General features: G+C 33.7%; 18 protein-coding genes. 8 read left to right on the top strand and 10 right to left on the bottom strand.

From position 1 onward, the window contains the following. Positions 1 to 128 precede the first annotated feature (128 nt). The 6 genes from BM253_RS11540 (at position 129) to BM253_RS11515 (ending at position 6,312) form a co-directional block, all read left to right on the top strand. A complete protein-coding gene (locus tag BM253_RS11540) occupies positions 129 to 551 on the top strand; it encodes an META domain-containing protein (RefSeq protein ID WP_177205774.1) in 423 nt (140 codons plus the stop codon). A gap of 721 nt (positions 552 to 1,272) precedes the next feature. After that, entirely contained in the window at positions 1,273 to 1,716 is a 444-nt protein-coding gene (locus BM253_RS11535; protein WP_091524235.1) for a MarR family winged helix-turn-helix transcriptional regulator, read from the top strand. A gap of 4 nt (positions 1,717 to 1,720) precedes the next feature. Then, entirely contained in the window at positions 1,721 to 3,097 is a 1,377-nt protein-coding gene (locus BM253_RS11530) for a TolC family protein (RefSeq protein ID WP_091524231.1), read from the top strand. A gap of 2 nt (positions 3,098 to 3,099) precedes the next feature. Then, a complete protein-coding gene (locus tag BM253_RS11525) occupies positions 3,100 to 4,053 on the top strand; it encodes an HlyD family secretion protein (RefSeq protein ID WP_091524228.1) in 954 nt (317 codons plus the stop codon). Between the two features lies 1 nt (position 4,054). Beyond that, complete coding sequence (locus BM253_RS11520) at positions 4,055 to 5,242, top strand: ABC transporter permease (protein ID WP_091524225.1); 1,188 nt, start codon at positions 4,055 to 4,057, stop codon at positions 5,240 to 5,242. Between the two features lie 314 nt (positions 5,243 to 5,556). Continuing rightward, positions 5,557 to 6,312 carry a HEAT repeat domain-containing protein gene (locus BM253_RS11515; protein WP_091524221.1) on the top strand — a complete coding sequence of 252 codons (756 nt, stop codon included), beginning with the start codon at positions 5,557 to 5,559 and terminating at the stop codon, positions 6,310 to 6,312. A gap of 248 nt (positions 6,313 to 6,560) precedes the next feature. On the opposite strand, the gene BM253_RS11510 is transcribed toward BM253_RS11515, so the two are convergent. The 9 genes from BM253_RS11510 to BM253_RS11470 all read right to left on the bottom strand — a co-directional run bounded on the left by BM253_RS11510 (position 6,561) and on the right by BM253_RS11470 (position 11,450). Next, positions 6,561 to 7,004, bottom strand: coding sequence for a hypothetical protein (locus tag BM253_RS11510; RefSeq protein WP_091524216.1), 444 nt, complete (start codon positions 7,002 to 7,004; stop codon positions 6,561 to 6,563). A gap of 20 nt (positions 7,005 to 7,024) precedes the next feature. After that, positions 7,025 to 7,582: a hypothetical protein gene (locus BM253_RS11505; protein ID WP_143095635.1), complete on the bottom strand. Its 558-nt coding sequence runs from the start codon at positions 7,580 to 7,582 to the stop codon at positions 7,025 to 7,027. A 23-nt stretch (positions 7,583 to 7,605) separates the two neighbouring features. Further along, complete coding sequence (locus BM253_RS11500; RefSeq protein ID WP_143095634.1) at positions 7,606 to 8,163, bottom strand: hypothetical protein; 558 nt, start codon at positions 8,161 to 8,163, stop codon at positions 7,606 to 7,608. A gap of 22 nt (positions 8,164 to 8,185) precedes the next feature. Beyond that, positions 8,186 to 8,704, bottom strand: coding sequence for a hypothetical protein (locus BM253_RS11495; protein WP_143095633.1), 519 nt, complete (start codon positions 8,702 to 8,704; stop codon positions 8,186 to 8,188). Positions 8,705 to 8,751: 47 nt separating this feature from the next. Further along, the gene (locus BM253_RS11490) at positions 8,752 to 9,270 is read right to left on the bottom strand and encodes a hypothetical protein (protein WP_091524203.1); all 519 of its coding nucleotides are present in this window, start codon (positions 9,268 to 9,270) and stop codon (positions 8,752 to 8,754) included. A gap of 233 nt (positions 9,271 to 9,503) precedes the next feature. Further along, on the bottom strand, positions 9,504 to 9,911 hold the full coding sequence (locus tag BM253_RS11485) for a hypothetical protein (RefSeq protein WP_091524200.1): 408 nt from the start codon (positions 9,909 to 9,911) through the stop codon (positions 9,504 to 9,506). Positions 9,912 to 9,924: 13 nt separating this feature from the next. Further along, entirely contained in the window at positions 9,925 to 10,407 is a 483-nt protein-coding gene (locus BM253_RS11480) for a papain-like cysteine protease family protein (protein WP_262487588.1), read from the bottom strand. 35 nt (positions 10,408 to 10,442) lie between these two features. After that, complete coding sequence (locus BM253_RS11475) at positions 10,443 to 10,874, bottom strand: hypothetical protein (protein ID WP_091524194.1); 432 nt, start codon at positions 10,872 to 10,874, stop codon at positions 10,443 to 10,445. Positions 10,875 to 10,961: 87 nt separating this feature from the next. Next, complete coding sequence (locus BM253_RS11470; RefSeq protein ID WP_091524190.1) at positions 10,962 to 11,450, bottom strand: hypothetical protein; 489 nt, start codon at positions 11,448 to 11,450, stop codon at positions 10,962 to 10,964. Positions 11,451 to 11,573: 123 nt separating this feature from the next. On the opposite strand from BM253_RS11470, the gene BM253_RS11465 reads away from it, so the two are divergent. Then, positions 11,574 to 12,347 (top strand): response regulator transcription factor, encoded by a 774-nt coding sequence (locus tag BM253_RS11465; RefSeq protein WP_091524186.1) that lies wholly within the window; start codon positions 11,574 to 11,576, stop codon positions 12,345 to 12,347. A 253-nt stretch (positions 12,348 to 12,600) separates the two neighbouring features. Here the strand turns inward: BM253_RS11465 and BM253_RS17585 are convergent, their stop codons facing one another. Next, on the bottom strand, positions 12,601 to 12,732 hold the full coding sequence (locus BM253_RS17585) for a hypothetical protein (protein WP_262487587.1): 132 nt from the start codon (positions 12,730 to 12,732) through the stop codon (positions 12,601 to 12,603). A gap of 59 nt (positions 12,733 to 12,791) precedes the next feature. Between BM253_RS17585 and BM253_RS17345 the strand changes: the two genes are divergently transcribed. Further along, positions 12,792 to 12,953, top strand: coding sequence for a hypothetical protein (locus BM253_RS17345; RefSeq protein ID WP_177205772.1), 162 nt, complete (start codon positions 12,792 to 12,794; stop codon positions 12,951 to 12,953). The last annotated feature ends 84 nt before the right edge of the window (positions 12,954 to 13,037 follow it).

Raw genomic sequence — 13,037 nt, 5'->3', positions numbered from 1 at the left:
ATGACACTCTTTCATATGAATAATAATTTTATTTGGCACGCTTATTGAAAATTATTGAGCCGTCAAATTATATGCGCGCATATAATTTAATTAAACATTAATATAATATGATTATGAAAAAAATTAAATTGGGTTACTTAGCAGCGGCAATTGTTGTAGTATTAGTTAGTAGTTGTGTGATGAAAAAACAGGTAGAAACAACTTCTACTCAAATTACGGGTAAGAAATGGCAACTGATTGAAGTAGGAGGTAAAGTAATTTCGGAAAAAGTAAATGGCAAGATGCCTTATTTGGAATTAGGAACCGACGGAAATTATTCGGCAAATGGCGGGTGCAATGGTATCGGTGGTACGTATGAATGGAAGAAAAATGAGGGTATTAAATTTTCCCGCGGTATGTCTACTATGATGGCATGTAAAGATATGAGTGCTGAATATGGATTACAAAATATGTTTGAGAAAGCAGATCATTACCGTGTTGAAAATAACAAGTTGATCTTTACACAAGGAAATGGAACGGCTCTTGCTAAATTTAAGATGGTAGCAAACTAGAAATAATTTCTAACATAAACATTGAAAAAGAACAGTGCGAAAATTTCATCCAGTGCATAAAATTTGCTAGTTCGTGGAATTCATATGTAAAAAAGACAGTCCTAAAAGCTGTCTTTTTTGTATTAGATTTTATCATTGTTAATCTTCCGAGAGTGCTCACCCAAAGAACTGTATCTTGCGATATAGTTTTGACTCCCTCATTATCTTCTTTAGCAGAATATTCAACAATTAAATAATCTACTATACTGAAGAGAACTTACAGTTTTGAATCCATTTTACTTTTATCACATCCTTGTCTAGGGTAAGAGATACATTTGCTAATTTTTGCATCTTCAGATAGATCTTAAACTTTAATTAGTGAGGCTCATTACTCAAAGGGGTATTACCCAAAGCTTGTCTAATAAAACAAAGTAGGGGTCTTTAAACAGCTTGTTTTTCCATGTTGCTGATATGGGAAATATTGGATTTGCATATATTATCAAATGCATCAAACTATTAATTCCTTATTATTAAAACGAAAAATATAACTAAAAACATTTACATTTATAATTAATACATGTTAAAATTTAGTATTTTTAATATAGCTACTTTTGCTGTATTACTGTTGATAAACTATTTTTTAAAACCTACAAAAAGTTGAAATGAAATAATTATTTAAAAAAACAGTTGCACAAACAACTATTTATTATGTAACTTTGTAGTTGTTTAAACAACTATAATTATGAATGTGACAAATTTGTTAACAAATGAGAATAAATATAACTTACTGGCAGGCCGAGTGCCTTTACTATTGAATAGATATTTAGGCCAGCAGTTTAAAAATGAAGGAATAAACTTAAGCCGCGAACAATGGTCTATCTTGGCTATTTTGTATCATACAGACGGGGTTTCACAACAGTTTCTGGCTGAAGCCACTAGCCGAGATAAGCCAAGTGTTACTCGTTTAGTGGATAACTTGGAAAAATTAGGTTTTGTGGAGCGTAGAAATCATAAAACTGACCGACGATTAAATTTGATATTTCTGACTGATAGCGGAAAAGAAATGCAAGACCCCATTTTAAATGTAGTAAGTAAAACTATTGAAAAAGCTACAAAAGGATTAACAGAAGAACAAATTGTAATAATCCGCGATGCTTTTCAAATTGTATATGATAATATAAAATAAAGCTATGAAACGAATTTATTTATTTTTTGGAGTATTGTCTGCTCAGCTAGGTTTTAGTCAAATTCTTGTCGAAAAGGAGGTAAACACTTTAATTGAAGCTGCATTAAATAAAGATGTTGAAATTTTTACGAATAATTTAGAAAAAGAAAAACTTCAAAACGAGGTTCGTTCGGTGAAAGCCAAGTACATTCCAAAAGTCGAAGCAAATGCACTTTATGGGTATTTAAACAGTGAAGGATCTTTGGATATTCCAACAATTCAACTGCCTATTACAGGAGCCCAGCTTTTTGCAGGATCGGCTGATTTTTCAACAAAAGGGCAAGCTTTTCATGCGGGGGTTACGGCAAAGGCGATTTTATTTAGTGGCGGACAGATCTATAATGGTACCAAAGCACTACAAAGTAAAGCTGATGGAACTAGTTATATGATGGAGTTGCGGAAAGATCAGGTAGTTCGTGAGTTGCTATTGGATTTAGATCAGTTACAAATGTTGAATGTGGCAGAAGCCCTTATTCAAGACAGTGAAAAAAGGCTGGAAAAAGAAAACGAACGTGTTGAAAAAGCCATATCACAAGGTTTAGCGATTCCGTACGATCGTGATAAAATTAAACTGGCAACGCTAGAACTGGAAACCAGGAAGCAAGACGTTTTAAATAAAAAGGACTTATTGGCTTTAAAAATTCAGCAAGCAACGGGTTGGTCTACTGAAAAAGTTTTAAAAATTCAACACAATGTAGATCCTATTTTGATTTTTGAAGATTTAAATTCAAATAATCGAAATGAATTATTAGCCCTACAATCGTTCGATGAAGCCGCGGAATATGCCATTAAAAAAGAAAAAGGAACCTTTTTACCCTCTATAGGAGCTTTCGGAGGGTATTCATACACCTCTATTTTCAATAGCGAAATCGATATTCCGTTATCCAATATAAACAGAACCGCAAATCTAAAAATGAATGCATTAACTATGAATCCTACGTGGATGGTGGGTGTAGCAATGAAATGGGAACTTTTTTCTGGTTTTGAACGAAAACACAAGTTAGAAACAGCACAATTAAACAAAAAACAAATTGAAGCAAAACGAATTGACACAGAAGAGAAAATCGTACTTCAATTAGAAAAAACGAAAAAAGATTATGCAACTTCTTTAAAACAATTAGATATTGCAAAACAACGCGAAGCTATTGCAAAAAATAATAACGAAGTTGCTTCTAAACAATACAGAGCCGGTTTAATCAGCGTTACAGACCGATTATCAGCCGAAAACGATATTTACAAGGAATCTTTAAATAAAATAGAAACCACTATAAAACAAAGGCAAGCAGCAATTGATGTTTATCAGGCTTCGGGTAGTTTGCTTCAGTATATAAAAAATAATTAGTTATGAAAAAGTTATTAGTAGTTATAGGTATTTGCACAATAGCTTCATGTTCAAACAAATCAGAAGTTGCAAAATCAATCCAAGGAAAAATAGAACGGGACGAAATTGCTGTTGTTGGAAAATTAGCCGGCAGAATTGATAAAATATTGGTTAAGGAAGGTGATTTTGTAAAAAAGGGAGATACTTTGGCAATTTTAGATATTCCGGAAGTTGCCGCTAAAAAAGCACAAGCACAAGGAGCTGTGAAATCGGCTGAAGCCCAATACGAAATGAGTGTTCACGGAGCCACTTCGAATCAATTAAAACAATTGAATGCTAAAAAAGCTGCGTTGACCGAGCAATATCAATTTGCAAAAAAATCATTAAGCCGATTAGAAGCAATGGTAAAAGATTCTTTAGTTCCGCAACAGCAGTACGACGAAGTTTTTGCGAAATATCAAGGAGCGCAAGCACAATTAATTGCGGTAGATGCTGAAATTGCTGATGTTAAAAACGGCGTTAGATTAGAACAGCAAACTATGGCTTTAGGGCAACAAGATCGTGCTTTAGGAGCTTTACAAGAAGTTGCTGTTGCAGAAAAAGAACGTTACATTGTTGCGCCTCAGGATATGAAAATAGAAGTAGTAACGCTTAAATTGGGCGAACTGGCTTTGCCTGGTTATACGTTGTTTAAAGGTTCATTGCCCGAGACAACTTATTTTAGATTTACGGTTCCTGAAAGCAGTATTTCGGCTTACGAAAAAGGAAAAACGGTTTCGGTTCATGTTGCGTATAAAAAAGTTGATATTGCAGGAACGATTCAAAACGTAAAACAAATTGGCGCGTACGCGAATATTGCCACGGCTTATCCTGATTATGATATTCAGGATCCTTTATACGAAGTAACAGTTCGCCCAACGCAATTGCAAGATGCGAAAGATCTGTTAGCTAAATCTACGGTAACCCTAAAGAAATAACATGAAAACGTTTTTAAATTTATTAAAAAGAGAATTTAAATTGTTTTGGGGCAACGATGTACTTAAAATGCTTTTTTTTGGAGCTCCGTTGTTATATGGAATTTTGATTGGATATGTTTACAGCAAAGGAAAAGTAACAGATTTGCCAATTGTTGTTGTAGACGAAGATCAATCTTCTATGAGTTCCAAAGCAATAGAAATGATGCAGGATAACGAAATTTTAACGATTTCGGCGTTGCAATTCGATACACAAAAGTTAGACAGATTGATGATTGAAAAAGATGCGGCTTGTGTGGTTTTAATTCCAAAAGGGTTCGAAAAAGATGTTTTAACAAAACAGTATCCCGAAATTACAACGATTGTAAATACATCGAATGTTTTAACGGCAAATTACGCTTCGGGCGCTCTGCAGGTTGTTTTAGGAACTTTAAAAGTTGGAACTCAAATCGAAACTTTGCGCAAACAAGGAACACCCGAAAGTTTGATTATGAGCCAATACGAACCATTTAAAACAACTTTTATTAAAAAGAACAATCGAAGTACAAACTATATGTATTTCTTGTGGCCAGGAGTTTTGGCTACCGTTTTACAACAGGTTTTATTACTTGGTTTAGCGCTTTCTTTTGCTTCAGAATTCGAAAACGGAACATTTATCAATTTAGTAAAACAAACTAAAAATACCTTCTCGTTAATTGCGGTTAAAATAATTCCGTATTTAATTATGAGTTTTGCGGTTTGGCTTATGTATTGGGCATTTACCTGGTGGTTTAACATTCCGTTTTACAATAATTTAGGTGCACTTACTTTAATTGCCGGTGTTTTTATAGTAGCAGTTTGCTTCATCGGAATTTTGATTAGTATTTTAATTCCGAACCAATTAAAAGCAACCGAAATTTTAATGGTTGTGGCAACGCCAAGTTTTATGATTTCAGGGTTTACCTGGCCTTTAAGTCAAATGCCGCAATGGATTCAAGTTATTGCAAGCGGAATCCCGTTAACGCATTTTTTACCCGCTTTTAGAATTCTGATTATCGAAAACGGAACGGTAGATTTAACGTATCCTTACATTATAAATATGCTTATTATTGCTTTAGTATGTGGAACCTTAAGTTTTGTTGCATTAAAATGGAAAACCCGTAGACTTTTAAAAAGCCAAACAACAGCGTTAACTGAACTCACAGAAAAGTAATACAATTTCAAAAATGAAAATTCAAATCGCTAACGTCCAAAATAAATTCAGGATCAAAAAGGCGAGTAGGATTATCGAAGAAACTTTTTCCAACTCAGCTTGATGAGACAATTAGGAATCTACTTCCAAATGCTGAAACAAATGGAACAGTTGTTCGCTGGGCAGCCGCTTACGCATTAGCCGAAATACTTAAACTGAAGACCGATAATAGTGGAAATGTTATTACCCAAAATTGAAATACTTAGCAAAAAGGAAAATGATAATGGAGTAAAGAAAAAATATGTTGATGTATTAAAAAAAATTGCAAAATAATAATGGCCTTTTACAACCTTTCCAAACAAGAACGTGCAACATTGGTTGAACAAATCAAAGATGACATCAACAATGATCTGCTTAATTCCGAAACAAAAAAAATCACCCGCTACTTTTCTGATGAAGATACATATATCCGAAAAGCGGCTTATTTATCCATTTGGAGAATTTATTTTGAAAACAAAGAGTTACAACTCAAAATCATTGCTTGTTTAGAAAGTTTATTACACAACCACAATTTTAAAATTCGGCAAACCGTTATCAATTCCGCAGGGGAAATTGGCAAAATACAGTTTGAAGAAGTACAGCATTTTTTTGATGAAGGATTGTTTGACTTACATCATTCGCCACGAAATGCCGTTATTGGTTCTATAAAGAAAATGGGAGAGGTAAACCCTGAACCTGTTTTAAAGTGGGCAAGGAAGTATCTTCATCATAAAGACAAAGAAATCAGGCGGGAAATCTGCCATGGGATAGAACTTCGGGGTAGAAAATATCCTAAAGATATTTTACCATTGTTAGAGGAACTGCAACACGACAAAACTTCAAGGGTTAGAAATACTTTGGTACACGTTATCGGACAGATAGCATATAAAAAAGGCTGTATTCAAATAGTCGTTGCACATTTAAAAAGGTGGAAAAACAAAGAGTTGGTTGCTGCAGCATTGGAAGAAATAATAGACGTACATTACCGTTACAGGAATTTTGCTGCAATGTCACAAAACGAAGCAAAAAAATATATTGAAGATAATTACTAATTAAAACAATAAATATGTTTTAATAAGCAGCCCTATCATAATTGTATCACTGATATTGTTGGCATGCTATTACAGGAACAAAATTAGTATAAGACATATCAAAATCAAACGTATTTATTTACACCTATTATCTTAATGTTTACTTTAGCAGAAACATTCGGTATCTGAGAAGATAATTCAAAAAAAATAAAGTTGTCTTATTTAAAATTGACAAAAGATTAATTCTAGTTAATATTCCAATAGATTACTTATTTCACCTTTAACTTTTGGATAATCCTAAGCAGTGCGCCACGATTTTTAGCTTCGTGGTAAAACTTGGGTAACTTTTCTAAAAGTGTAAAACCCTTTCTGTTTTTATGTTCACGTAACCCGGCGGCAATGTATTGTTCCAAGTAATGGAGATGTTCATTATTGTAAGCATAAAATACATCGTTCTTAAACGAATATTGCAGCCATAGTTTGGCATTAAAATAACCATGTGCTGCCATTTCCCAATTTCCTTTTATACCAAAAACCGATGTTTCGGTAGATGTTTGTTTGTTATAGCCACAGCTTTCACAATACAAGCGTGCTTCTTTTTTATCATAGTCTGCTGTTGCAATGGCTTTTTTGTTGCATTGCGGGCATTTTACCCAAACTTCACCATAAAAGTCGGATAGAATTTTGTTTTCGTCTTGAAAGCGGTTAGGCATTTTACTCAATTTTTATTTTGTTACAATTCCGATTTATGTTTTGCGCCGGCGGCTCTCAATCTATCATAATACTCCTGAAGAACTTTTCTTATTGGAGACGATGTAGTTTGTTTATTAAGCTCATCTTTTGTATAATCAAGAACAGTCCTTCCATCTGCTTTATCAACATAATTTAAATCGAATTTTGCATAGATTGCATCATCAATAAAAGCAGTTAGGTTTGCTCTTATTGCAAATTTAAATACACTGCCATTAGGAACATTAAACTGTACATTGTCACAAGTGAGTTTATCCTTATAGAGATCCCACCAATCACGGAGCTTTTGATTTACTTCTTTTTCAGGCATGTTGTCTAAATCAGCACAGGCGGAGTCATACATTATTTTCTGGTATGAGTAATCAAAGCTGCCATCTGCTCCTTTATAACTACCTTTGGCGCCAACTTCTCCACAAAAATGTCTCGGATTGGGCATTGTGGGTTTGCATTTTGAAAAGTCAATTTTATCCTGACAAAAAGCAGTGTTGAACAATACCGATAAAAGAATACTTGCCGTTATTTTGGAAATTTTTATGTTCATAATTTGAGGTTTTTGTTTACATGTTACAATTCCGATTTATGTTTTGCGCCGGCTTTTCTTAGCTTTTCGTAAGTGTCTTTAAGCCATTTTCTTATCGCGGAATTTTCTTCGTGTTTTTTCATTTCATCTCTTGTGTAATCAAGAACTGTTCTTCCGTCCGATTCATCCACAAAATTTAGATCGAATTTGTAATAGATGACATCGTCTATGAAAGCTGTTACACCGCCATAAATGGCATATTTAAATATGCTTCCATATGTGACATTAAAATTCCAACTATCAATTAAAAGTTTCCCTTTGTACAAATCCCACCAATCTCGAAGTTTTTGTCCGATTTCTTTTTCTGTCATATTCTCCACGTCGACACAAGCTGATTCGAACATCACTTGCTGATATGTATAATCGAAATTCCCGTCTGCCCCTTTATAGGTTTTTTTAGTATAAACATCGCTGCCAAACTTTCCCGGATTGGGCATTGTCGGTTTGCATTTTGAAAAGTCGATTTTATCCTGACAAAAAACGGTGCAGGGCAATACCGATAAAAGAATACATGCCGTTATTTTTGGAATTTTTATGTTCATAATTTCAGGCTTTTTTTACGGGCTACAATTCCGACTTATGTTTTGCGCCGGCGGCTCGTAGTTTCCTATAGTATCTTTTTAATATTGATTCGATTGGCGTTTCTTTATGTTTTTCAATCTCTGATTTTACATAATCAAGAACGGTCCGGTTGTCGCTTGAATCAATTTTGTTCAAATCAACTCCCCAACTTTCAGTAACATCATCAATAAAAGCCTCGAATCTTCTTGCAACAGCGAATTTGACAATAGAACCATTGGGGACGTTAAAATCGGGAGAATCACAAATTAACTTTGCTTCATTTTGTTTCCAAAAAGTTTGAACCTTCTTTCTGATTGTTTCTTCACTGTCTTCATTACTAACACCCGCAGCGGAGAGAATTTTAGTTTGATAAACATATTCATGTTCACTTTCAGCAGATTCTTCTCTAAGACTTGAAACAACTGCGCATAAGCCATCCAAATTAGATTCTGAATTATTTTTTGTTTGGGCATATCCTATTCCTGAAATGAGGAATGCGAGAATTAAAAATAGATTTTTCATGTTTGTGAAATTTTTTATGTTCATAATTTCAGGCTTTTTTTTACGGGCTACAATTCCGATTTATATTTTGCGCCGGCGGCTCTTAGTTTCTTATAGTATCTTTGGAGGACAGGTTCATGAGGAGTGCCTTTTCTTATTTCCATTTCATAATGAACATAGTCCAAAACAGTTTTATTATCAGATTTGTCAACTTTATTTAAATCTACGTTCCAAGTCTCAGTAACATCATCTATAAAATCTTCAAATCTACGGGCTACTGCAAGTTTAACAATTGAACCTTTTGGAACATTGAAGCCCAAATTATCACAAATAAGTTTTTCTTCATTTTTCTTCCAGAATTTTTGAACTTTTTTTTTGACTTCATCTTCGGTATCGGAGGAACTTACGCGCGCTGCTGAAAGAATTTTTGTTTGATATGTGTATATATTTGGACTGCCTTCATCTTCTTCTTGGGCTGTGTATACTTTCGCACACAGTCCGTCAAGATTCGGTTCTGAATTATTTTCTGTTTGGGCATATCCTATTCCTGCAAGGAGGAATGCGAGAATTAAAAATAGATTTTGCATGTTGGTGAAATTTAAGTTTTTAATTTAAAATATTATATACCCAAAACCTCCGCCTCTGTTGAGATTGTTTTGTTATAACTGCAATTTGCACAAAACAACCGGACTTTTGACCTTTATAATCTGCTTTTGCAATAACTTTTATATTACAAGAAGAACAAACCACCCAGACTTCCTGGTAAAAATCTTAGGTGGTTTTGCTTTGGTCATTGAAGCGTTGGTTTATCATCAAACTATTATTTCTTACATATAAAATTAAAAGTCGTAACGGTTATTTTAACATCTGTAATATCAGATTTTATTCGTGCTATTGCTCTTTTTCTACCCTCTTCAGCTTGTTCTTTAGTCCGAAAATCTTCTTCATTTTCATTATCGCCATACGGCAAATACGAAAATCCTATATCACCGTACTGATCAGCTTTAAATCCGTATTGAGATATCAAGTATTTTTCAAAAGTTTCTTTTGCAGATGTAATAAAGGTTTTATCACCGCATTCGTTCTGTGTTAGTTGAAAAATGTCACTATAATATATATCATTAAAGTGGTAATGATATTCTAAATATCCGAAAATAGGTTTCTTTTCTTGTGCATTCGCTATTCCTAATCCAAGAAATAGTACAAAAAGTGTAATTAGTTTTTTCATTTGTAAAATTGTTTTAAGTTAAAGGTGTTCCTACAACAATAGAACTACTCCATTTCCACGCATAATATAAATGTTGTATATCTTGTTCATATGTTAAACATGACGATGGGTCGCTAACCATAATATTACCCGTGTAAGGCGAAATACCTTGCAACATAATAAAATGCCCAATATTAGGATTGTTAGAGGGATTTACAAAGGCAATTAATTTCCAACCGCTTGCCAAGGTATTGTATAATTGTTCCGGATTAGCAGGGTAAGCAACATTCCACGCCCTAAAGTTATATGAGGTTAACAATGCAATTACTTCCTCACTACGTGCCGGTCTGTCTTCTGGCCATCCTGTAAGACGTGAAACAATTTGCGATTGTGTTTGTTGCACACCCGCTTGCCCTAATGCACTTTGCACGCATGCCGCCCAACACCACATACTTTTTTCTTGACAATTTATTTGTGCTTTTAATTGACTAGTACTATATAGCAGCAGTACCAACATTAGTATTTTTGTTTTCATAATTTTTATATTTAAAGTTAAAATGTTTCTTTTTTGTTTGAGCAAAAGGTATTTAGATGAATTAAGGCTTTAAGCATTCTTTTGTCTAGTTCAGGTTCTTTTTCTGGATCAAATACAGCTGCATTACTACTATATTCTATCGAATTTAGATTTTGATAGATCTTTTCGACAACTTCTTTATTAAAAAACATCATTTTACCTTGGAATGCAATTGGGGTAGTTGGAATGTTAGATGTTAAGTACAAGTACTCTTTCCCATTTTCAACGATATATTCCTCCACAGTAATTTTACATGGATCTATTGATTTTACAATATTTTTATCATAAATAGGATATTTTTCTATCTTTTCCTTTATCCATGAAATTGTTTCCTCTTTTGTCTGGGCTTGGCTTTGTCCTGCAAAATTTAAAAAAGCCAATAGGCATATTGTTTTAATTGTTGTTTTCATAGTTTCTATTATTTAATTGTTCTACTTTTAAGGGTTAATCATCATTAACTATTATAATTTCTCAATACCTACTCTTTATCTTTCTTTTCAATCATACCAATAAGGTATATTAATCTGTAAACAGCTTTCTGCGAATGCCTGTTGTAAACGTACTGCTAAATCTTCATTGTTTTTAGCACTTCTTATTTCGGTAAAAAACAAATCGCTGTAATAGGTTTCTGTTCTTGGTGTAGCTGTATTGGCAGCGCATTTATTGTATGTTATAACCTCTTTTACTGCATTTGGACGGGTTAAAAACACTACGTTAATATCTTTTGCAACAGCGTTTATATTATATATGTTTACTGTTCTGTAAACTGTATAGCTGCATTTACTAAGGGTATCGGTTTTTGTAAAGTGTATATACAGCAAACTGTCTTTTACTTTGTAGCCCTGGTGCCAGCTTATTTTGTAACTATTCGCTGGGTTTGAACGTTGCATTTTATTTTCTGTATATAACGCACTGTTAAGTGCTTCAGTAATTTTAGGTTTTTGACTATAACCTGCTGAATAAAAAGCAACTATTATAAAATACATAACTACTCGCATACCAATAAATTTGCAGATATAAATTTCAATTTTTTTTAATTGTTAAAAAATACCTCAATTGCGGTATTTTTAAGAGTATTTTAACTATTTTTATAACAAAAGTAATGGCTTATGAAATCTGTTAAGCATGTATTGAACGAAGTTTGGGAAAGATACCCCGATGCACTTGCCCAGAACAGTGCATCTGTTATAGATCCGCCTAAATTAGAACGTATTTTGGCAGATATTTTTGTTATGGGTAAATATTACTATTATGTATTAGAGATCGCCACCAGTAACATTAACAACTTTCATCCGGATATTCTTACACTTCACCCGTTACCAGATTATCCAGCACATTTAAAAGACATTATCGATTTGATTCATCCTGATGACTTACCTTTTGTGGTAGAAGCTGAAACCTGGTCTTTTAAAAAAATTAATTCTATGGGGTCAGAACATATCCTAAATTTAAAATCGGGATATTGTTTTCGTATGAAGGTTTCCGAGAATAAATACGAACTTTTTCACCACCAAGCCATACACACAGCGAAAGATGAAATGGGCAGGCTGATACAAACCATTAACATACACACCAACATACAGCACATTACCACCACAAACAACTATATTGTAACAGTTAGCGGTGTAGGCTACCGAAATGATTTTTACCAGAAATGTTTTAAAGTGGAAAAAATTGAAGATAAGCTGGAAGAACGGCTTACAAAACGTGAGCTGGAAATTTTACTTTTACTTACAAGAAGTTACAGCGATAAAGAAATTGCAAGTGTCTTAAACATTTCATACCACACGGTACGCACACACCACAAAAATATTTTAAAGAAAACAAAATCAAAAAACAGCATAGAACTTATAAAACGTAGTTTAGAAAACGGATATCTATAGTATAAAAAGTACATTTAATATCCAATATTACCTATGTTTGCCGCTAAAAATTATAGGAATCGCTATTTTTATAAGAAAACATATGCTACCTTAGAAGCCAGACAGATATCTCACAGCAGAAGACGGCAGACGCTCTACGCATTACCCGGGGCAGGTATACCAAATATGAAGATAGAGAATTTAGAAACAGAGGTAAAGGCATAGAATAAAAATTATGATTATGATTTTAATTCTATGGTTGTGGTTATTCAATTCAATCTAAGAAGGCCGTAACTTCCTGATACGGGAGTCCGCTGTAGATACAGAATTCGGCAACCGATACATAACTGTTTTCGGGTTCGGTAACCAATAGTCCTTTTTCAGATCGATTCCGTACAACATACACTCCGCTTTGTTTGCAGTAGCATAAAATAACAATTGGTACAGCTGCTGTTTTTGTGACAGATGGATACGGTAGCTGCTGCCATAGAGAATTTTACCCTGCTGCTTTATATACTGTATGCATTTGAAATAGTTGTACTGCCTGCTGCCATTTTTGAGTTCAAAGGTTTGATTGATGTCGATATTTCCTTATTTATTCTGCTAAATAAGTCGCAAACAGATTGATGGTTTACCACCTTGGGAGACAAAAAATTTATTATAACTAGGAATTAAATGAGGATTTTTGTTAGTATTTTAATTTACCAAGGA

This window comes from Paenimyroides ummariense (assembly GCF_900115115.1).
GTDB lineage: Bacteria > Bacteroidota > Bacteroidia > Flavobacteriales > Flavobacteriaceae > Flavobacterium > Flavobacterium ummariense.
The sequence above is the reverse complement of the archived record's forward strand: the minus strand, read 5'-3'. Positions and strand labels throughout refer to the sequence as shown.

What these genes read in the sequence shown, in the direction of transcription:
- BM253_RS11535 (WP_091524235.1), top strand. Translation starts at nt 1,273, where the DNA reads ATGAATGTGACAAATTTGTTAACAAATGAGAATAAATATAACTTACTG.
- BM253_RS11530 (WP_091524231.1), top strand. Translation starts at nt 1,721, where the DNA reads ATGAAACGAATTTATTTATTTTTTGGAGTATTGTCTGCTCAGCTAGGT.
- BM253_RS11525 (WP_091524228.1), top strand. Translation starts at nt 3,100, where the DNA reads ATGAAAAAGTTATTAGTAGTTATAGGTATTTGCACAATAGCTTCATGT.
- BM253_RS11520 (WP_091524225.1), top strand. Translation starts at nt 4,055, where the DNA reads ATGAAAACGTTTTTAAATTTATTAAAAAGAGAATTTAAATTGTTTTGG.
- BM253_RS11515 (WP_091524221.1), top strand. Translation starts at nt 5,557, where the DNA reads ATGGCCTTTTACAACCTTTCCAAACAAGAACGTGCAACATTGGTTGAA.
- BM253_RS11510 (WP_091524216.1), bottom strand. Translation starts at nt 7,004, where the DNA reads ATGCCTAACCGCTTTCAAGACGAAAACAAAATTCTATCCGACTTTTAT.
- BM253_RS11505 (WP_143095635.1), bottom strand. Translation starts at nt 7,582, where the DNA reads ATGAACATAAAAATTTCCAAAATAACGGCAAGTATTCTTTTATCGGTA.
- BM253_RS11500 (WP_143095634.1), bottom strand. Translation starts at nt 8,163, where the DNA reads ATGAACATAAAAATTCCAAAAATAACGGCATGTATTCTTTTATCGGTA.
- BM253_RS11495 (WP_143095633.1), bottom strand. Translation starts at nt 8,704, where the DNA reads ATGAAAAATCTATTTTTAATTCTCGCATTCCTCATTTCAGGAATAGGA.
- BM253_RS11490 (WP_091524203.1), bottom strand. Translation starts at nt 9,270, where the DNA reads ATGCAAAATCTATTTTTAATTCTCGCATTCCTCCTTGCAGGAATAGGA.
- BM253_RS11485 (WP_091524200.1), bottom strand. Translation starts at nt 9,911, where the DNA reads ATGAAAAAACTAATTACACTTTTTGTACTATTTCTTGGATTAGGAATA.
- BM253_RS11480 (WP_262487588.1), bottom strand. Translation starts at nt 10,407, where the DNA reads ATGTTGGTACTGCTGCTATATAGTACTAGTCAATTAAAAGCACAAATA.
- BM253_RS11475 (WP_091524194.1), bottom strand. Translation starts at nt 10,874, where the DNA reads ATGAAAACAACAATTAAAACAATATGCCTATTGGCTTTTTTAAATTTT.
- BM253_RS11470 (WP_091524190.1), bottom strand. Translation starts at nt 11,450, where the DNA reads ATGTATTTTATAATAGTTGCTTTTTATTCAGCAGGTTATAGTCAAAAA.
- BM253_RS11465 (WP_091524186.1), top strand. Translation starts at nt 11,574, where the DNA reads ATGAAATCTGTTAAGCATGTATTGAACGAAGTTTGGGAAAGATACCCC.
- BM253_RS17345 (WP_177205772.1), top strand. Translation starts at nt 12,792, where the DNA reads ATGGATACGGTAGCTGCTGCCATAGAGAATTTTACCCTGCTGCTTTAT.